The organism is Ruegeria sp. HKCCSP351, from assembly GCF_017872535.1.
GTDB lineage: Bacteria > Pseudomonadota > Alphaproteobacteria > Rhodobacterales > Rhodobacteraceae > Ruegeria.
In genome coordinates, this window is record NZ_JAEDOV010000001.1 from 184,318 (window position 1) to 202,912 (window position 18,595).

At 56.2% G+C, this 18,595-nt stretch carries 17 protein-coding genes and 1 tRNA gene; 13 read left to right on the forward strand and 5 right to left on the reverse strand.

Going from position 1 to position 18,595, the window contains the following annotated elements:
* Nucleotides 1-26 precede the first annotated feature (26 nt).
* Nucleotides 27-686 carry a DsbA family oxidoreductase gene (locus tag I9182_RS00920; protein ID WP_209504224.1) on the reverse strand — a complete coding sequence of 220 codons (660 nt, stop codon included), beginning with the start codon at nt 684-686 and terminating at the stop codon, nt 27-29.
* Between the two features lie 141 nt (nt 687-827).
* Between I9182_RS00920 and I9182_RS00925 the strand changes: the two genes are divergently transcribed.
* The 5 genes from I9182_RS00925 (at nt 828) to I9182_RS00945 (ending at nt 6,760) form a co-directional block, all read left to right on the forward strand.
* A tRNA-Leu gene (locus I9182_RS00925) sits at nt 828-914 on the forward strand.
* 190 nt (nt 915-1,104) lie between these two features.
* Entirely contained in the window at nt 1,105-2,985 is a 1,881-nt protein-coding gene (locus I9182_RS00930) for a glycosyltransferase family 2 protein (protein WP_209595898.1), read from the forward strand.
* A gap of 94 nt (nt 2,986-3,079) precedes the next feature.
* A complete protein-coding gene (locus I9182_RS00935) occupies nt 3,080-3,751 on the forward strand; it encodes a class I SAM-dependent methyltransferase (RefSeq protein ID WP_209595900.1) in 672 nt (223 codons plus the stop codon).
* Nucleotides 3,752-3,806: 55 nt separating this feature from the next.
* Complete coding sequence (locus I9182_RS00940) at nt 3,807-4,826, forward strand: glycosyltransferase family 2 protein (RefSeq protein WP_209504902.1); 1,020 nt, start codon at nt 3,807-3,809, stop codon at nt 4,824-4,826.
* Nucleotides 4,827-4,852: 26 nt separating this feature from the next.
* On the forward strand, nt 4,853-6,760 hold the full coding sequence (locus I9182_RS00945) for an ATP-grasp fold amidoligase family protein (protein ID WP_209504221.1): 1,908 nt from the start codon (nt 4,853-4,855) through the stop codon (nt 6,758-6,760).
* Between the two features lie 5 nt (nt 6,761-6,765).
* Here I9182_RS00945 and I9182_RS00950 read toward each other — a convergent pair whose 3' ends face one another.
* On the reverse strand, nt 6,766-7,068 hold the full coding sequence (locus I9182_RS00950; protein ID WP_209504220.1) for a DUF6476 family protein: 303 nt from the start codon (nt 7,066-7,068) through the stop codon (nt 6,766-6,768).
* Between I9182_RS00950 and I9182_RS00955 the strand changes: the two genes are divergently transcribed.
* The 5 genes from I9182_RS00955 (at nt 7,067) to I9182_RS00975 (ending at nt 11,432) form a co-directional block, all read left to right on the forward strand.
* Entirely contained in the window at nt 7,067-8,101 is a 1,035-nt protein-coding gene (locus I9182_RS00955; protein ID WP_209595903.1) for an RluA family pseudouridine synthase, read from the forward strand. The two genes, I9182_RS00950 and I9182_RS00955, sit on opposite strands and share 2 nt — an antisense overlap.
* 145 nt (nt 8,102-8,246) lie before the next feature.
* Complete coding sequence (gene rpoH / locus I9182_RS00960; RefSeq protein ID WP_209504218.1) at nt 8,247-9,143, forward strand: RNA polymerase sigma factor RpoH; 897 nt, start codon at nt 8,247-8,249, stop codon at nt 9,141-9,143.
* A 271-nt stretch (nt 9,144-9,414) separates the two neighbouring features.
* Nucleotides 9,415-10,389 carry a Gfo/Idh/MocA family oxidoreductase gene (locus I9182_RS00965; RefSeq protein WP_209595904.1) on the forward strand — a complete coding sequence of 325 codons (975 nt, stop codon included), beginning with the start codon at nt 9,415-9,417 and terminating at the stop codon, nt 10,387-10,389.
* Between the two features lie 59 nt (nt 10,390-10,448).
* A complete protein-coding gene (locus I9182_RS00970; RefSeq protein WP_209504216.1) occupies nt 10,449-10,718 on the forward strand; it encodes a DksA/TraR family C4-type zinc finger protein in 270 nt (89 codons plus the stop codon).
* A 96-nt stretch (nt 10,719-10,814) separates the two neighbouring features.
* Nucleotides 10,815-11,432 carry an N-acetyltransferase gene (locus I9182_RS00975; RefSeq protein ID WP_209595905.1) on the forward strand — a complete coding sequence of 206 codons (618 nt, stop codon included), beginning with the start codon at nt 10,815-10,817 and terminating at the stop codon, nt 11,430-11,432.
* 124 nt (nt 11,433-11,556) lie between these two features.
* Here the strand turns inward: I9182_RS00975 and I9182_RS00980 are convergent, their stop codons facing one another.
* From I9182_RS00980 to I9182_RS00990, 3 genes are all read right to left on the reverse strand, one after another.
* Nucleotides 11,557-13,377 (reverse strand): M3 family oligoendopeptidase, encoded by a 1,821-nt coding sequence (locus tag I9182_RS00980; RefSeq protein WP_209595906.1) that lies wholly within the window; start codon nt 13,375-13,377, stop codon nt 11,557-11,559.
* 85 nt (nt 13,378-13,462) lie between these two features.
* Nucleotides 13,463-14,437, reverse strand: a complete 975-nt coding sequence (locus I9182_RS00985) for an alpha/beta hydrolase (RefSeq protein ID WP_209595907.1) — start codon at nt 14,435-14,437, stop codon at nt 13,463-13,465.
* On the reverse strand, nt 14,437-14,727 hold the full coding sequence (locus tag I9182_RS00990; RefSeq protein ID WP_209504212.1) for an SCP2 sterol-binding domain-containing protein: 291 nt from the start codon (nt 14,725-14,727) through the stop codon (nt 14,437-14,439). The genes I9182_RS00985 and I9182_RS00990 overlap by 1 nt, the downstream gene beginning before the upstream one ends.
* Before the next feature lie 69 nt (nt 14,728-14,796).
* On the opposite strand from I9182_RS00990, the gene I9182_RS00995 reads away from it, so the two are divergent.
* From I9182_RS00995 to I9182_RS01005, 3 genes are read left to right on the forward strand one after another with little or no spacing between them, the layout of a single operon-like run.
* A complete protein-coding gene (locus I9182_RS00995; RefSeq protein ID WP_245222454.1) occupies nt 14,797-15,366 on the forward strand; it encodes a tetratricopeptide repeat protein in 570 nt (189 codons plus the stop codon).
* A 20-nt stretch (nt 15,367-15,386) separates the two neighbouring features.
* On the forward strand, nt 15,387-18,212 hold the full coding sequence (locus tag I9182_RS01000) for a helicase-related protein (protein WP_209595909.1): 2,826 nt from the start codon (nt 15,387-15,389) through the stop codon (nt 18,210-18,212).
* Between the two features lie 6 nt (nt 18,213-18,218).
* On the forward strand, nt 18,219-18,584 hold the full coding sequence (locus I9182_RS01005) for an RNA-binding S4 domain-containing protein (RefSeq protein ID WP_209504209.1): 366 nt from the start codon (nt 18,219-18,221) through the stop codon (nt 18,582-18,584).
* The last annotated feature ends 11 nt before the right edge of the window (nt 18,585-18,595 follow it).

The window sequence follows — 18,595 nt, forward strand, 5'->3', positions numbered from 1 at the left end:
GCCCAAAGCGGGCAGGGGAAGAGGGGTCAGGCCGCTTCGGCCAAACACTGTTGCAGCACCCGAGAATAGGTGTCGACCCCTTGCGCTCCGGTCAGCAGGTATTTTCCGCCAAATACCATGGACGGCACACCAGAGATCCCCCGGCTGGTCCAGAACTGCTGTTTCTCTCGCACCAAAGCGATATGCTCCCCGGTCTCAAGCACCTGCCGTGCGGTATCAGGGTTCAGCCCTGCAGAAGTGACGGCCTGCAACAGAACCTCAGTGTCGGAAACATCCTGTTGCCGGGTGAAATACGCGTCGAATAGCGCAAGCTTCAATTGATGTTGCAGGCCCTGACCTTCGGCCCAATCCAGCAACTGATGCGCCTTGAATGTATTCACGATCCGGCTGTCTTCATCAAAGTTGAAGGTGAACCCCAATTCCGCCCCGATCGCCGTTAGCCTTTCGCGGGCCTGCTGGCTCTGTTCAGGGGTCGAGCCATATTTCTCCGTGATGTGTTCCCGAAGGTTCTGCCCTTCAGGCGGCATGTTCGGGTTCAATTCGAACGGGTGCCAGCGAAGTTGGGCTTGGATGCCCTGCTGTTTCATTGCCACATCAAGCTGACGAAACCCGACTATACACCATGGGCACACAACGTCCGACACGATATCGATCTGTATGATGGGGTGGGTGTCGGTCGAGGTCATCTGAGGCTCCTGTCAGATCGAAACTGCGCTGTGCATCGGCTTAGATAAGACTGCTGCGAAGGTTTTTAAACCAGTGTGTTTTTGCCTCTTCACATCGCGCGCGCCAACGTCTATACGCCGCTCTACCAAGTCACTGGCAGTGCGGTCGTGGCGGAATTGGTAGACGCGCAGCGTTGAGGTCGCTGTGGGGTAACACCCGTGGAAGTTCGAGTCTTCTCGACCGCACCAAATCTTCTCGTATCTTGTGATATTCAAATTGACATACGCGAAGCAGGCTTTGCCGTTCTGGTCTGTTCTCTTGCATTGCAAATCCGTGGCCCGTAACTAAGCCAGGTGTCGGGAAGCGCGCGATACCTCTGCAATGATGCGATTTTTCCCTTCGTCCTGAGTTTGCGAGCCAAGGTTGCGGGTAGGTGCGATGAGACTTGTCATATCAACGATGAAAGACGAGGGGCCGTTCATCCTTGAATGGATCGCCTATTACCTTTCGATCGGGTTCACGCATTTCATAGTCAATTCGAATGACTGTTCTGATGGCACCGACGCGATCCTGAAAAGATGCGAGGAACTGGGTTTTCTGGTGCATATCGATAACCCCGGTCCCTGGAAGCATGGGCCGCAGGCGTCGGCCTATGCGAACGCTATGGAACATCCCTGGTACGCTGAGGCCGAGTGGATTCTGGTTTGTGATGTCGATGAATTTCTCGATATCCGTGTTGGGGACGGCACGCTGGACGATCTGTTTCGCACCTTTCCACATGCAGATGGCTTTGCCGCGATATGGCAGATGTTCGGGCACAATGGGATTGTCGAGTTTGAAGACAAGTTTGTGATCGAACAATTCACATCTGCAGCAGAGTTGGGGGTGGTTACGCCGCAGAATGTGCGTGCCTTCAAATCGCTTGTCAGAAACAACGGGTCTTATCGGGCAATCAACACACACCGTCCACGTGGCCCAATCGCCGGCAAGGCTGAAAGCTTTGCATGGATCGATGGTGACGGAGATCCCTTGCCACCTGCAATGCGGCGAAACGGTTGGTCTCATTCCACGACTGGCGCGGCCTTTGGGCAGCAGTTTTTCAGGATGAACCACTATGCCGTCCGGTCCATTGAGAGTTATCTGATGAAGCGGCTGCGGGGGGATGTAAACACAACCGCGTTTCATCCCAAGATGGAGGCAACGGGACAAGCCTATTGGCACATGCATTGCTTCAACAAGGTTGAAGAATTATCGGTCCTTTCCAAATTGGACCGCCTTGGAAAATCGTATGATGAACTACGTGCGGATCGTGTTCTGGGAGACTTGCACGAAAAAGCTGTTGCTTATCACAAGCGCCGTATCTCGGAGATACGTGAAACAGAGGCCGCGCAGGGATTCATAACTCGGTACAAGAATTTTGCCGGGGGGCGATATATCAAGGCGCTGGATCTGGGCGTGATGGAAGAAGGCGATCTTTCCTTTGATGCCGAGACCTACAAAGACCCCGAAGTTTCTTTCGCGCAAGTTGCGAAATGGACGCGCTTGGGCAAGATGTCCAAACCTGAAAACTCAAAACCCAATAACTACCCTTGGTTTACCCGGCTGGATTCTCTGGGAACGGCCATGGAGTACGAAGAAGCGGCGGCGCAGCATGCATTAATCACTAATGCAATACAGGTGGACTTGCCGTTCGATCCGAAGAACCCATCTTTCCTGCCGCCAGTGTCTCCGGAGGTTGAAAGAACGAAAGAGCAGCGACAGCGGTTCTTGCGGTCAATCAGCGGCAAGAAGAACTGGGTTTTGATCGGGCATGTCGAAACCGAAATTGTAGAAGAAATACTCGCATTGGATGCAGTTGCTCAATTGACGATCATCGGGCCATGGGGGCTGTCGTGGGATACATTCGCCTGCAAGGATACGACGCAAGACAGTAATCTACAGGCCCTGGATCGCACGTTCTATGCATTGCTGGAGTACTTCCGCGAACCGATCATTGCGGGGCGTCTGAGGGTCTACCGGGCGCTGCCGCCTTTGATGCTGAAGCTGTTTCAGGATCAAAGTGTGGGCGTCGTGATCATACGCGGCGTTCGCGCCGAGCGTGTCATGTTGCAATTGCTGAACCGGATCGACAGGGTTCTGGCTCCGGGCGGAAGTATCGCTTTTACATCCTACAGGCGGGGCAAAGGGTCTTATTCCGGAATGTCTTCGGCTATTAACCGTTTTCTTGCGAGTAAAGCGAGTGACTATCGGATTACAAGCCTCGAGCCACCATGGCTTGGTATCGACAAGTTGCCACCACTTTCCAAAAACGACACATAGCTTCTGGTTCTTGAAGCAACGACATGTTAGCCATTGCCCAATAAACAAAACGGGTTTCGTGTGAATTCAATACCCGTCTGCAAGTGAGGTCGAGATGTCAAACGAACCCAGAGTGATCGGTGCTGTTCCCGGCAGCCAGAATAAACCGAACGCAGACAAGGCAACAAAGCGCAAGAATACAAAAGACGCGATCCGTCGTACGTTCCTGACGCGCCTTCCCAAGGGTGGCGTGGCTGTTGAGATCGGTGTCTGGCAGGGCGAGTTTTCTCCGACAATCCTGAAATTGCTTGAACCCAGTCAGTTGTTTCTGATCGATCCCTGGAAACATATTGGCGAGGAATCGCATACAACGGCGTTTGTCGGCCGGACCGAAGACGAAAAGATGGAAGCCATCTTCCAGAAGGTCGTCGCGTCCTTCGAAAAAGAGATCGAAGAAGGCAAGGTTGGCATCATTCGCGATTTCTCGGTGCCGGCATTAAAGCTCTTTGACGATGAGAGCATTTCATTTGCCTATGTCGATGGGGATCATTCTTACGAAGGAGTAACCGCGGACCTGGAGGCGTTGTTTCCCAAGATCAAAGCGGGTGGGATCATGGCGTTTGATGATTACCACCGTCGCGGTTGGTGGGGCGACGGGGTGATCCGGGCCGTCAACGAGTTTCTGGGCAAACACCCCCGTGAATTGCGTATCCGGGCAATTGCTGGTGCGCAGATCGCTATAGAAAAAATCACTCCGCAAGACGACAGCAAGAAACAGGGCGACTAAGCGTCTGGGGTGAATGGCAGTGACGAACAAGCCTGAAAAAATCCTCATCTCTGCGATGAAAAATGAGGGCCCATATATTCTGGAATGGGTGGCTCATCATAAGGTGTTGGGCTTCGACAGGATCATTGTTTACACCAACGATTGCACGGACGGTACGAACAGAATTTTGCGCCGTCTTGAGGCCCTGGGTCATGTTGAGTTTCACAGAAACCGCGTGGGAACAGGCGGGATTCACAGATCAGCTCTGAGGCAGGCCCGCCGTTTGCCCGTAGTGAAAGAAGCCAAGTGGGTCTATGTCTGCGATGCGGATGAGTTTCTGAATATTCATGTCGGAAACCATAAGGTGGACGACCTGATCGAGGCCACACCGGGCGTGGATGTCATTTCCATTCCATGGAAGATATTCTCGAACAGCGGTCGCCACGTGTTGCGCGACGCGCCAGTGACGCAGCAGTTTTTCGATGGTGAGTTGGAGTATGAGCAGGGCGGGGCGGGGCGCCGGTTCGTCAAATCGCTTTTCCGGCAGGGTGAAGTCTATCTCCGCTATGGTATGCACAACCCGCACCCCAAGTCCGAGTTTGAGGCAGGTGTATTCCGGTCCGTTCCCGGGGGACACGCGAAAGAGCCCGCACCTTTTGGGAACCATGTTGCACCGCCTTATGGATTTGAGATTGCACAGATCAATCACTATGCGGTCCGCTCCACACAAGCCTATCTGGCCAAGCGCAGCCGTGGGCGGGCCAACCACTCCTCCCAGACGCTGGGAACGGAATACTGGGACCGTTGGAACCGGGGTGGTGCGACGGATGAGACGATCCTCAGGTACAAGGGCGAAGTTGACGCACTGATGGCGGAGTTTCAGTCCGATGGGCGGCTAGCTCGGCTGCACCGAAAAGCATTCCTGTGGCACAAGGCGTTGATCGAAGACCTTCTCAAACAGCCAGAATACAACGCGCTTTACCAGACGCTTGTTAATAAGCCGGCTGTAGAATTTGTTGCTAAAGACCGCGGATTGCACGCGCGTCTTTCGGCAGACAAGCAACCGTCTTCCAGCGAAAAACAGCCTGAATCCTGAAAAACCCGCCTTCGGAGAAACTGCATATGGCCGCGGAAAATACTCTTCCCACAATCGGAATGCTCTGGTTGGAAGGTCCTCTCAGTTTTCTGGAACAGATGTGCCTTTTGTCTTTTGTCGCGAACGGACACAGGGTCGTGCTGTTCCACTATGACGAAGTCGAGAATGTACCCGAAGGTATCGAACTGGTTTCGGCGAACGAAATTCACGAACCGCAGCGGTTCATTATGAACAACCAGTTTAAAACACCGGTTCCGCAATCTGATATTTTCAGGCTGCAGCTAATGCAAAAAACCGATTTTCTCTGGTGCGATACGGATGTGATTTCTTTGAAACCGATCCCGAAAGCGGATCATATTTTCGGCTTCTTCAATCGTAATACGATCTGCAATGCGATCATGCGGTTGCCGTCCGACAGCCCCGCGCTGAAAGCGTATACGGAATACAGCCTTGATCCATTCCCGATCCGTCCTTGGGTAGAAGGTGAGGAACGCGAGAATTTGGAACGCCAGAAAAAGGCCGGTGAGTTGCCTCATGCCTCGGATCAGGCACACAGTGTTTACGGACCCGGTGTCATGACGTGGTTTCTGCGACATCATGGCGAGATAGAACACGCCAGCCCACCCCCGGTGTTTTACCCGTTGCCGTTTCGGCAAACGGGGCAGGCGAACGACATTCCAGCGCGGGAGTTTCGAAAAAAGTACCTTACGGATCAGACGCAGGCCGTCCATCTTTGGGGCCGTCGGATGCGTTGGTGGATTGCCAAGGGTGTAAAACGTCATTCATTTCTGGATCGAAGGCTGCGCGGTTTGGGGATCAGTCCTGCCAATGCACCTTTGCCGCGCAGAGGGCGGGGCGCGCCGCAGAAAATCGAGTTTCCCGACTCGCTTCCGGACTTGCGGATCAGCAAAGAGGAAATCAGTGAGGCCACCAACGGCGTGATGTCTGTAGCTCAGGTCGCAAATTCTGAGCAATTCTTCAAATTGGCCCAGGTTGAATTGGATAAGATAAAAGACAAAGGGCTTTATGGGGTGAATGACAAACCCCAATCGGGTCATCAGCGAGGTTGGGATCACTATGCCAATGACGCATTGCGGTTGAATGCCATGTCTATGTCATTGTCGAGGTTTGCCAACAATCAGCGCTATTTGCCTGACTTGAGCAACCCCAAGACCGTGACTGAGAAGATGCTGGTCATGAAGCTGTTTGCCGAGATGCCCGAAGTGTCGGCGGCGGATAAGTTGACGGCGGAAAGTTATATCCCAGAACCAGCCAGGAACCTTGTTACACCGGTGAAGCGCTATTGGGTTTCATCGTCGCCTGAGTTGCCGGAAGACCTCGACCTCGAGCCCGGCAGCTATTGGCTCAAATGCAATAACGGGCAGGGGCAAAACCACAGGATCACCTGGCCCATGAACACAGAAGACCGCAACCTGGCCCAGGAAAAGCTTACCAATTGGAGCAATAAACCCATTCCCCACGGCTTCTGGGCGGCAGAATGGTGGTATTCCACGATCGAAACACGCTATTTCCTTGAAGAGGATCTGGCGGCAGAAGGTCAGGACATCATCGACTGGAAATTCTGGGTTGTCGCCGGAAAGGTCCAGATTGTTCAGGTCGACCGGGACCGCTCTCGAGGGCATGTGCAGATGATCCACGACCGGGATTTCAACTTCATCCCGAAAGAGCTGTATTTCCAGACAAGCGATGACACCGAGCCCAAGCCAGAGGTGTTTGACGATATGGTCGCAATTGCCGAAGCCGTCGGACAACGTGTCGAGTTTGCGCGGGTGGACCTTTATGTAATTGGCGACAAGATTTATCTGGGCGAAATCACGCTCTGCCCGTTTGGCGGAAAACGCAAGATGCGTACGCCCGAACTGGATGTGCAGATGGGTGAGGCCTGGGTCGGCACCCGTCTGTTCCCGAACTGATCCGGTTACTCGACGGCGATTTCCTGACGCAGCTTTCCTGTTGTCTTGTCATAGATCAGGACGCGGTTGTCGTCTGTCACGACCGCATACCAGTTGGATCCAATGGTCAGGGCCTGCGCTCGGGCACCATCGGGTAAGTCGATCTGATCCGGCAGGGTGGGGGTGCGGTCTGATAGGCGGATGACAATCAGGGCGAATGTCACTAGAACCCCGCCAATCATCACCGCGGTCAGCAGCATGACCATCCGCCGCAGTAATCGTAGCTGCGGGGTTTCCTGCGGTTCTTGGGGTTCGGAAGGGACAGTCATGGGCACCCGCCAGATTGAGTTTCAGATCGCGGCCGATCCGCCGCCTCGCCTTGATAAGGCGCTTTCGCGGGATGTGCCAGACGGTGAAAACCTGTCGCGCACGCGGTTGGCGCGCCTGATCGAGGATGGCGCGGTTCGGATCGACGGGACCCGGACTCAGGACCCAAAGGCCAAAGTGTCCGAAGGGGCGCAGGTCGCCATAACTGTAGCCGAGGCGGAAGACAGCCATATCGGTGCTGAAGACATCCCGCTTGAGGTTGTTTTCGAAGACGCAGACGTGATCGTCGTCAACAAGCCAGCAGGCATGGTGGTGCACCCCGCGCCGGGCTCGCCCGGGGGTACGCTAGTCAACGCCTTGCTACACCATTGCGGTGACGCTTTGTCAGGTGTGGGGGGGGTGAAACGCCCCGGTATCGTTCACCGGATCGATAAGGAAACCAGCGGTCTTCTGGTGGTCGCCAAAACGGACGCCGCACATCACGGGCTGGCCGAGCAATTCGCAGCGCATAGTGTCGAACGCTATTACCGCGCTGTGTGTTACGGGGTTCCGGATGCAAGTGATCCCCGTTTGCGCGGCGTCAAAGGTGTCAGCTTTGAGCCGGGAAACATCATGCGTGTGACGACCCAGCTTGCGCGGCACAAGACCGACCGTCAAAGGCAGGCGGTGTTGTTTCATGGCGGGCGCCACGCTGTGACACGCGCGCGGGTTGTTGAAACATTTGGTGCGCCTGCTGGTCTGGCTTTGATCGAATGCTGGCTCGAGACCGGGCGAACGCACCAGATCCGCGTTCATATGGCCCATGCCGGGCATGGGCTTGTCGGGGATCCGGTCTATGGTGGAAAGCGGAAATTGGCCATCAAGGCGTTTGCACCTGCCGCTGCCGAATGCGTGTCCGGCTTTCCCCGGCAGGCGCTTCACGCCACCGTATTGGGGTTCGAGCACCCGGTGACCGGCGAAAACCTGCGGTTTGAAACCGAATTGCCGCAAGACATGGAGAACCTGATTGCCGCGCTTCGCTCACCGCTGACATAATAAGCAAAGTCCTGTGAGTAAGAGTTTCTTATCTTTCCTTCATGAAAGATTAATTTCAGACTGTTAGCAGCACCTCTTGAACAGGATGGGTTCTTTACCCATATCCTATGTTAAAGACTTAAACATTTGTCGGAGGGACATCATAATGGCAAATTACGCAAATCTCCCCGCGCCGACGCCCGAGGGCGGCCTGAACCGCTATATGCAGGAGATTCGCAAGTTTCCCCTGCTTGAGCCGGAAGAAGAATACATGCTGGCCAAGCGCTGGGTCGAAGAGCAGGACACAGAAGCCGCGCATAAGATGGTGACATCGCACCTGCGGCTGGCGGCTAAGATTGCCATGGGATATCGCGGCTACGGTCTGCCGCAAGCCGAAGTGATTTCCGAAGCCAATGTGGGCCTGATGCAGGCGGTCAAACGTTTTGACCCTGAAAAAGGCTTTCGCCTGGCGACATATGCCATGTGGTGGATTCGCGCCTCGATTCAGGAATATATCCTTCGGTCATGGTCGCTGGTTAAACTGGGCACAACTTCGGCGCAGAAGAAACTGTTCTTCAACCTGCGCAAAGCCAAGGCGCGCATCGGCGCACTGGAAGAGGGCGACTTGCGCCCCGAAAACGTCGCGCAGATTGCCAATGATCTTGGCGTGACCGAAGAGGAAGTGATCAGCATGAACCGCCGTATGTCCGGCGGGGACGCGTCACTGAATGCCACGGTTGGGTCCGAAGGCGAAGGGACGATGCAATGGCAGGACTGGCTTGAGGATGAAGACGCCGATCAGGCCGGAGACTATGAGGCGCGCGATGAGCTGGAAGCGCGTCGCGAGTTGCTGGCTGCGGCGCTGGACGTGTTGAACGACCGTGAAAAGGACATCCTGACCCAGCGCCGCTTGCTGGATCAGCCGGTGACGCTGGAGGACCTTAGCACGCAGTACAATGTCAGCCGCGAGCGGATCCGTCAGATCGAAGTTCGCGCGTTCGAGAAGCTGCAAAAGAAAATGCGGGATCTGGCACGTGAAAAAGGGATGCTGGGTGTCAGCTGACCAAAATACCAGCCTGCAATAGCTGCGGGTTGGTTTTTCATCTGTGCGAAGAAACCTCCTCTTTGCGCACATGCATGGCGCGTCCCGACAGATCATCACCTGCTGAACGTCTGCGGCCGCTATCCAAACTGTGAAGCCAAAAGAATGGCCGCAGGGCCAAAGCTATGGTACGGCAAAGACGCGTTTCATTTCGATGACGGTGTGACAGGTCGATCCTGCGGACCTCGCAGGGGAGCGAACCCTTTGGGTTCGAAAATCTATGGAGAGCGTGATGCAAAAACCGGTTCAGTTTGGCGTGTTGGGGGCCGCGAAATTCGCGCGTGAATACATGGCACCGGCGATACATGCCGCCAACGGGGCGCGACTGGCTGCGCTGGCGACGTCAGATGCGGTAAAGGCTGAACCTTTTTTGTCGTTCTGTCCCGATCTGAAAGTGTTCGAAAGCTATGATGCGATGTTGGCGGACCCCGGTATCGATGCGGTCCACATACCTTTGCCGAACCACCTTCATGTGGAATGGAGCCTGAAAGCGCTGGATGCCGGCAAGCATGTGCTGTGCGAAAAGCCGATGACAATGAAGGCGGATGAGTTTGACGCATTGATCCAAAAGCGCGACGAAAGCGGCTTGCTTGCCGCCGAGGCGTACATGATCGTGCATCACCCCCAATGGCAACTGGCACGTAAACTGATTGCGGATGGTGCAATCGGAAATCTGGTGCATGTAACCGGGGCGTTCAGTTTCGACAATCGGGCAGATACCCAGAATATTCGAAACCGCGCTGAAACGGGCGGCGGCGGATTGCGTGATATCGGGGTCTACGTGATCGGTGGAGCCCGTTTTGCAACGGGGCAGGAACCGGTGTCGATACAATCAGCCATCCGTTGGCAGGATGATATCGACATCTTCACCGAAATTCGCGCGCAGTTCCCCGGTTTTACCTACTCAAGCTACGTGTCCATTCGGATGCATCCGCACCAGGAAATGGTGTTTCACGGGGAAAATGGCCTGATCCGTCTGACAACTCCGTTTAATGCGCGTGTGTTTGGTGAAGCCCGGGTCGAGTTGCATCGCCCGGGGCTTGAGGTGCTGGTCACCCGGTTCCCCGGCGCAGACCATTACAAGCTTCAGGTCGAAGCCTTCTGCCGCTCGGTTAGGGAAGGGGCAGAGTATCCCTGTCCGCTTGAGTTTTCTCGGGGGACGCAAGAGGTGATTGACCGCGTGTTCGAGGGCGCAGTTTCGCTGTAACTTGCCCTTTGCGCGCGGGCTCGGCTATCCTTTTGCTTACGTTTAGCAGGAGATGACCCATGGCCGGAGGCTGGGCGCGCGACGGCGCAGTGAGCGAACAGATCGAAGCGTCGATTTCGGATGAACTGGCGCGGATGCAGGCGCAAAAGCGGCCTGTTGGTGAAAGCCTGACCCATTGCGCCGAATGCGAAGAGCCGATCCCTGAAAAACGCCGCGTTGCTTTGCCGGGCGTGAAGCTGTGCCTTGATTGCCAGCAGGAACGCGATAGTGCGTTCAAGGCACGTGGCGGCGTCAATCGGCGTGGGTCAAAAGACAGCCAGTTGAAGTGATCTCAGGTACGGCTGCTGAGACCCTGGAGCAGTCATCCAACGTTGCTTGGGCAGGACAATAAATTGCGCATTTGACAACAAGTATTTACGGCGCTCATGCTAAAACTTGGAAATCGAGGTGGAGCGACCAAAGGTAATTTCATGTTTAGATCATCAACCCGAAGTGGAGCAGAAAGTTTGTTAAGCGGACTTGCTCTTGGATTTTCTGCGGACCCTTTCATGCGTTGGCTGTATCCTGAACCTGCCGAATTCCTCTCCAACTTCCCGCGAGTAATGGACTTCTTTGGAGGGCGTGCGTTTGAACAGGGCAGCGCGTTTCGAAACGATGATTTCACCGCTGGCGCACTTTGGCTTCCGCCAGGCATTTACCCTGATGAAGAACGGCTTGTCGCCTGTTTTGAGCAGACGGTCTCACCAGAGAAGCATAATGCATTGTTCGAAACCTTTGGGCAGATGGACAATTATCATCCCGATGAGGACTGCTGGCATTTAGCTTTTATTGCGGTTGATCCATTTCGCCAAGGAAAAGGGTTGGGGTCCGCATTGCTTGAATGCTGCCTCAAACGTTGTGACGAAGATGGAAGACCTGCTTACTTAGAGTCGACAAACCCCACAAATCTATCGCTGTATAAGCGCTATGGTTTTCAAGATATGGGACTAATCAAAGCGGACCAAGCCCCACCGCTGTTTCCAATGTTTCGAGCCGCCCAATAGCGATAGTTCAAACGCCAGATTCGCCCCGCGTAGCGGGCATTCAGGAGCCCCTTGGGCGTGACATTCCCGGGCATGGCAGGTTCTTTCCGCAAGGCAGATGTCGCCACCCTCTGTCGAGGGCGTCTCAGCCCTCCATCGCTTCCAGCTCATCAATAAAGCCCGAGATCATCGACAGGCCCTTGTCCCAGAACTTGGGGTCGCTGGCGTCCAGGCCGAACGGGGCCAGCAGTTCCTTGTGGTGCATTGAACCACCAGCGCGCAGCATGTCGAAATACTTGTCCTCAAACCCATCCGAGCCGTTTTCGTATACAGAATAAAGCGCATTCACGAGGCCGTCGCCGAAGGCATAGGCATAGACATAAAAGGGCGAGTGGACGAAGTGGGGGATGTATGCCCAGAAGGTCTCGTACCCGTCCATGAATTCAAATGCGGGGCCAAGACTTTCGGCCTGAACACTCATCCACAGGGCGTTGATGTCATCCGGGGTCAGCTCGCCCTCACGTCGGGCGGCGTGCAACTTGCATTCAAAGTCGTAGAAGGCGATCTGGCGGACCACCGTGTTGATCATATCTTCGACCTTACCAGCCAGCAGAACCTTGCGCTGTTCCGGGGTTTCGGCCTGTTCCAGCATCTTGCGGAAGGTCAGCATCTCGCCAAAGACCGAGGCGGTTTCCGCCAGCGTCAACGGGGTGGATGACAGCATCTCGCCCTGACCGGCGGCCAGCACCTGATGGACGCCGTGTCCCAGTTCATGGGCAAGCGTCATCACATCGCGCGGTTTGCCCAGATAGTTGAGCATCACATAGGGGTGGACATCGGTGACCGTCGGATGGGCGAAGGCCCCCGGCGCTTTGCCTGGTTTCACCGCCGCATCGATCCATCCTTTTGAGAAGAAAGGGGCCGCGATTTCGCCCATCCGGGGATCAAAGGCGTTATACGCGTTCATTACTGTCTTTTGGGCCTCTTCCCAATTCACGATACGCGTGTCTTCCATGGGCAGGGGCGCGTTGCGGTCCCAGACCTGCATGACGTCCAGTCCAAGCCACTTGCGCTTCAGCTCATAATAGCGATGACTCAGCTTGGGGTAGGCGGCCACGACTGCCTCACGCAGGGCCTCGACCACCTCGGGCTCGACATCGTTCGACAGGTGACGCCCGGTCTGAGCGGTCGGCATCTTGCGCCAGCGATCAACGATTTCTTTCTCTTTGGCCTGCGTGTTGTGGACTCGGGCGAAGGTTTTTACGTTGTCCTGAAAGACCGATGCCAGTTCGCGCGCCGCAGCCTCACGTTTCGCGCGGTCCTGTTCCGTCAGCAGGTTCAGGGTGCCTTCGATGTTCAGTTCTTCACCGTCGACATGAAATGCCAGTCCGGCAATCGTTTCGTCGAACAGACGTTCCCACGCGTCGCCGACAACCCCCAGATCGTGAAGGAATTTTTCCAGCTCGTCAGACAGCTGGTAGGGCTTCATTGCGCGGATGCGGCGGAACACAGGTTCGTATCGGGCAAGATCTTTGTTGGCCGCAAAATGCGCCTTCAGAACGTCGTCTTCGATCCGGTTGATCTCGAGCGTGAAGAACACAAGCGGAGTGGTGAAGATCGTGATCTTTTCCTGCATATCCGACAGGAATTTGGCGCGCTCTGCATCAGTGGTCAGTTGGTAATAGCGCAGACCAGCGAAGGACATGATACGCCCGGCGATGGCGTTGATCTTTTCGTTGCGATGCACACAGGCCAGCAGGTCTGCATCATCCAGATCGGCCAGTTTGCCTTCGTAATCAGCAGCAAATGCGGCACATTCGCCTTCCAGCCAATCCAGATCGCGCGCTAACTCGGGTGCGTCTTCCGCGGTATAGAGATCGCTCAGATCCCATTCCGGAAGATTGCCCAGATTGCCGGAGCCACCGATTGCGTTCGCGTCACGGACAGGGAAGGGGAGGTCGCGCATGGATCACCTTTAGTAGACTGCTTTTGCAAACATCTAGGGCTGGCGCGCCCGGATCACAAGCGGCCAATTCCAAAGGTGAAAGGGTTTACGAGGAAACCAGCTCGGATGCGCCATTGGCCTGATTGGCCAGAAAATGCGCCGCGATCTTGTCCAGAACAGGCCCTCGAACCTCGGGTGCTTCCATCAGCACCTCGTGTTCACCATCCGGAATTTCGATCAGCGTTCCGTTGGGCCAATTGGCCATGCGCGCACGAATTGCCTTGCGGTCCACAATTTGCTCATGGCTGCCCAAAAATGTCAGGCAAGGAGCTTTCGGGGCGGGCTGTTCCATCAACCATGCACATTCGTCCAGCGACTCGCGCAGCCACAGGTTTGAAGGGGCACCCAGCGCGAGTTCAGGATGTGCGTTCAACTGATCCTGCATCATCCGGTACATGTCCGGGTCACGGGTCAGCATATTTCCCTCGAAAGGTTGCGACAGAACATAGCTTTTGAGCGTCGTGGTGGGGGGGGTGCGCTCGCCCAGGCCAAGCGCTGTGCCCCAATAGGCTGTCACGCGGCTTAGGGGTTTCATGACCGGGGTGAAGAAAATTCCCCACATCGGGCCCGTGAAGGCACACGCGGCAAAGCAGCCATTCTCGATGACGGCACGCAACCCGATTGCACCGCCCATCGAATGCCCGACCACGTACCATGGTTTTGGCAGATCCAGCGCGCTTGCAAGTTTCAGGGTAACCTGAACGTCCTGCTGGTAATCGGTGAACTGATCGACATGTCCGACCCGAGCATCGTCCAGCAACCGATCTGCAAGACCCTGACCGCGCCAGTCGACAGCCAGCATGGCGAACCCACGCTCTACGAATTCGCTGGCAGTATTGCCGTATTTTTCAATGTATTCCGTGCGTCCCGGAAACATCATGACAGTGCCATGTGCCTTTCCGCCCGGAAGCCAGTGAGCAACGCGGATGCGTTTTTGATCCGACGTCGTCAACCAGTGGGCCTTTCCACCGGCGGGGCCGCCGGCCACGTCTTCAAACAGGGGGGCCGGCGAGAACTCCATCAGGCCAGTACCGATGCAAGTTTCATGGCAACACCCATGTCGCCATCAATGCTCAGCTTGCCGGACATGAACGCACCTGTTGGGTTCAATTCACCGCTGAGGATTTGTTCGAACGTGTCGGCATCCGCGCTGAGGGTGACATCAGCATCATCGTCGCTGACCCGCGCACCGTTGGAATCCAGGACAATGGCACCCAGATCGGCGATATCAAACTTGGCCGAGGCATCAAACGCGCCGCCTTCCAGTTTTTCATTCAAAGCGGCGGCTGCCTTTTCAAGAGTCTCGCTCATGTTTTTCCTCATATTGTTAGTGCGCCGTGAATGGACATCCCCGGTCGCAACGCTACACTGACTATTGTTATGAGCATTGCAATCTACAATCTCAAAGGTATCGTCGCGGCACTTTTTGTCCTAGTCACGATTTCCTCCACCTGCCTCGCGCAACAAGCGGATTTGCGCGATGAGGGCGAATTGCTGCAAAAACTTGGCCAATCGACGCCCGAGCAGGCCATTGCTCTGGATCGGCAGTTGCAAGCTCTGTGGGCCCAGTCCGGTTCAGCATCGGCCGATCTGCTGCTGGAACGTGGCCGTGAAGCGCTGGATGACGGTGACGTAGGTGCGGCACTGGAACATCTGACCGCCCTGACGGACCATGCGCCCGATTTTGCTGAAGGCTGGCACCTACGCGCTTCGGCTTTTTTTGGGATCGAACGGTTTGGCATGGCCGCTGCCGATCTGGAACATGCCCTGACCCTGAACCCCAACAATTACGAGGCAATCTACGGTCTGGGCCTGATCTTTGAGATTATCGGACAACCCGACAAAGCCTACGAGGCCTATTCACGGGCATTGGCTATACATCCCCACCACGAAGAAGTAACCAATGCGGTGAATCGACTGAAGCCGCAGATTGACGGCGCAGCGCTGTAAGGTCCGGGCAGGGGGCAAAGGTGAGCGGGTCATCCCGAATAGTGGCCGTTTTGGGCCCTACGAATACAGGTAAAACCCATTACGCAATCGAACGGATGCTGGGATACCGCACAGGTGTCATCGGTCTGCCGCTGCGTCTGCTTGCGCGCGAGGTCTATGACAAGATCGTCGCCATCCGCGGGCCATCGGTTGTTGCTTTAGTTACCGGCGAAGAGAGGATCGTGCCGCCCCGGACCCAGTATTGGGTCTGCACGGTCGAAGCGATGCCCGAAGGTATGGGCGCGGATTTCGTGGCAATTGATGAAATCCAGCTGTGTGCCGATCCCGAGCGCGGCCATGTCTTTACGGATCGCCTGCTTCGGTCGCGCGGAACAAACGAGACACTTTTCCTTGGCTCTGACACCATGCGCGGCCCGATTGCCGCGCTGGTACCCGAGGCGCAGTTTGTCCGGCGCGAGCGGATGTCACAGTTGGTCTATTCCGGTTCGAAGAAACTCAGCCGGATGCCTGCCCGCAGCGCTATTGTCGGGTTTTCGGTTGAGAATGTGTATGCCATCGCGGAGCTTTTGCGCCGTCTGAAAGGTGGCGCGGCGGTGGTCATGGGTGCCCTCAGCCCGCGGACGCGGAATGCTCAGGTGGAGCTTTATCAGAATGGCGAGGTCGATTACCTGGTCGCCACAGATGCCATCGGTATGGGCTTGAACCTGGATGTAAACCACGTTGCATTTTCATCCCTTACCAAATTCGACGGGTGGCGGATGCGCCCGCTGACCCCGAATGAGCTGGCCCAGATCGCAGGCCGGGCCGGGCGTGGCATGTCGGACGGCACTTTTGGCGTGACCGGCGAGGCGCCGCCGCTGGACGAAGGTGTCGCGCAGGCAATCATGGACAGCCGGTTTACGCCGATGAAAAAGTTGAACTGGCGGAATGCCGCCCTCCGGTTTGGCTCGATTGACGCGCTGATCAACTCGCTTGAGGTCAGTCCGAGTGACGAACACCTGGTCAAAGCCCGCCCTGCTGACGACCTGAATGTGTTGAAATCGCTGTCACAACAGGCCGAGATTGCCGCCCGCGCAAGTGACGGTCCATCCATTCGATTGCTTTGGGATGTGTGCAGAATCCCTGATTTTCGCGGCATCAGCCATGCAGAGCACGCCAGCCTGCTGGAAGTGATCTATGGCCACCTGCACGAACGCGGCAGTATTCCCGATGATTTCATGGCCCGGCAGATACGGCGGATTGACCAAACCCATGGGGATATCGATGCGTTATCCAAAAGGTTGGCATATATTCGCACCTGGACATATGTTGCGCAACGAAACGGTTGGGTGCGTGACGAATCACATTGGCGTGACGAAACGCGCACTGTAGAAGACAGGCTGTCTGACGCACTACATGAGCGACTGACTCAAAGATTTGTGGACCGGCGTACATCGGTTTTGTTGCGGCGGCTCAAGCAGAAGGAGGCCCTTTTGGCCGAAGTAAATGACAAGGGTGAAGTGACCGTCGAAGGCGAATTCGTCGGTCGTCTGGAAGGGTTCCGGTTCAGCCCGGACAAAAGCGCGCAAGGAACCGAAGCGAAAGCGCTGAAATCGGCTTCCCTGCAAGCACTCGCGCCGCAATTCCATCTGCGTGCCGATCGCTTCTACAATGCGCCCGATACCGAAATTGATTTCACCGATCAGGGCGGCCTGATGTGGGGCGAATATGCCGTTGGCAAACTGGTTGCCGGGGCCGAGCCTCTCAAGCCCGTGGTCGAGGTTTTTGTGGACGAAGCCGCCGGTCCGGATGTTGAACAGAAGGTGCGGCGCCGGTTGCAGCACTTCATCGACCGCAAAATCGCTGCGCTGTTCGAGCCGCTGCTTAATCTGTCGCGCGATGAGGAACTCAACGGTCTGGCGAAAGGATTTGCCTTCCGCATGGTCGAGGCGCTGGGCGTACTGCCCCGTGCGGGGGTCGCACAAGAAGTTAAGGATCTGGATCAGGACGCCCGCGGCGCCTTGCGCAAGCATGGTATCCGGTTTGGCCAGTTCACCATCTTTATGCCGCTGCTGCTGAAACCTGCTCCCACGCGTCTGCGTCTCGTGCTTTGGGCGCTGTCCAGCGGTTTGCAGGAATTCCCCGAAGCACCGCCTCCGGGGTTGGTGACTGTGCCGGTCGCCAAGGATGCACCGCAGGGCTATGACACCATGTGCGGCTACCGCGATGCGGGTGACCGGTCGATCCGGATCGACATGTTGGAACGTCTGGCGGACATGCTTCGTGCGGAGGACAGCCGTGGCGGGTTCGAAGCCAAGCCGGATATGTTGTCGATCACCGGTATGACGCTTGAACAGTTTGCTGACCTGATGCAGGGGCTGGGCTACAAAGCCGAACGCGGCGAGCGTGACAAGGTCAAACCGGCCCCGGTAGAGCAGCCTGTGACAGAGGCGGCGGAACAAGCCGTTATCGACGAGACGCCTGCACCCGATGCGGCATCAGAAGAGGTCGCCGCGCCCGCCGAAGCGACAACCGAGGCCACCGAAAGCACTGAGGTTGCAGACGAGGCCGCCACGGAAGGTCAGGTTGCGGAACCTGCGTCGGATGAACCCGAGGTTGAAGTGTATTACACCTTCACATGGGGTCGCCAGCGCCAGCCGAACCGTGGACCGCGCCGCGAGCCGGGGCAGGGCAAGGGGAAACCACGGGGCAAACCGCAGGAGGGCCGTGGCAAACCGCATGGCAAGAAGGGCGGAAAACCGCAAGGAGCCAAGACCTTCTCGTCACGTCCACCGAAGAAGGAAAAGGCCATTGATCCCGACAACCCGTTCGCCGCAGCGCTTATGGGTCTGAAGGACGGCAATTGACGCAAGATGGCCGAGGCCAAACTGCGAATTGACAAATGGTTGTGGCAGGCGCGGTTCTTCAAGACCCGCAGCCTTGCCGCCAAACAGGTCAGTGGCGGCCATGTCCGGCTGAATGGAAACCGGGTGCTGAAACCGGCCCAAGCCGTGGCCCCCGGTGACGTTTTGACCTTCTCGCAGGGCCGCATTGTCCGCGTCATACGTGTGGAAAAACTGGGGGAACGCCGCGGTCCGGCGCCCGAGGCGCAAACGCTGTACTTTGATATGACCGAAAAGCAGGAAGCGCCTCTGGTAAATCCGGGTTTCGAGGGAAAAGGTCGGCCAACCAAGAAAGATCGACGTGCTATTGATCTTTCTCGCCCGGAAGATCACTGATCCTGTCTTGA

Excerpts from the sequence above, each read along its gene's own strand:
- I9182_RS01005 (WP_209504209.1), top strand. The coding sequence starts at position 18,219 with ATGGCCGAGGCCAAACTGCGAATTGACAAATGGTTGTGGCAGGCGCGG.
- I9182_RS00970 (WP_209504216.1), top strand. The coding sequence starts at position 10,449 with ATGGCCGGAGGCTGGGCGCGCGACGGCGCAGTGAGCGAACAGATCGAA.
- I9182_RS00945 (WP_209504221.1), top strand. The coding sequence starts at position 4,853 with ATGGCCGCGGAAAATACTCTTCCCACAATCGGAATGCTCTGGTTGGAA.
- I9182_RS00930 (WP_209595898.1), top strand. The coding sequence starts at position 1,105 with ATGAGACTTGTCATATCAACGATGAAAGACGAGGGGCCGTTCATCCTT.
- I9182_RS00975 (WP_209595905.1), top strand. The coding sequence starts at position 10,815 with ATGCTAAAACTTGGAAATCGAGGTGGAGCGACCAAAGGTAATTTCATG.
- I9182_RS00940 (WP_209504902.1), top strand. The coding sequence starts at position 3,807 with ATGAAAAATGAGGGCCCATATATTCTGGAATGGGTGGCTCATCATAAG.
- I9182_RS00995 (WP_245222454.1), top strand. The coding sequence starts at position 14,797 with ATGAGCATTGCAATCTACAATCTCAAAGGTATCGTCGCGGCACTTTTT.
- I9182_RS00935 (WP_209595900.1), top strand. The coding sequence starts at position 3,080 with ATGTCAAACGAACCCAGAGTGATCGGTGCTGTTCCCGGCAGCCAGAAT.
- rpoH (WP_209504218.1), top strand. The coding sequence starts at position 8,247 with ATGGCAAATTACGCAAATCTCCCCGCGCCGACGCCCGAGGGCGGCCTG.
- I9182_RS00950 (WP_209504220.1), bottom strand. The coding sequence starts at position 7,068 with ATGACTGTCCCTTCCGAACCCCAAGAACCGCAGGAAACCCCGCAGCTA.
- I9182_RS00985 (WP_209595907.1), bottom strand. The coding sequence starts at position 14,437 with ATGGAGTTCTCGCCGGCCCCCCTGTTTGAAGACGTGGCCGGCGGCCCC.
- I9182_RS00920 (WP_209504224.1), bottom strand. The coding sequence starts at position 686 with ATGACCTCGACCGACACCCACCCCATCATACAGATCGATATCGTGTCG.
- I9182_RS00965 (WP_209595904.1), top strand. The coding sequence starts at position 9,415 with ATGCAAAAACCGGTTCAGTTTGGCGTGTTGGGGGCCGCGAAATTCGCG.
- I9182_RS00955 (WP_209595903.1), top strand. The coding sequence starts at position 7,067 with ATGGGCACCCGCCAGATTGAGTTTCAGATCGCGGCCGATCCGCCGCCT.
- I9182_RS00990 (WP_209504212.1), bottom strand. The coding sequence starts at position 14,727 with ATGAGCGAGACTCTTGAAAAGGCAGCCGCCGCTTTGAATGAAAAACTG.
- I9182_RS00980 (WP_209595906.1), bottom strand. The coding sequence starts at position 13,377 with ATGCGCGACCTCCCCTTCCCTGTCCGTGACGCGAACGCAATCGGTGGC.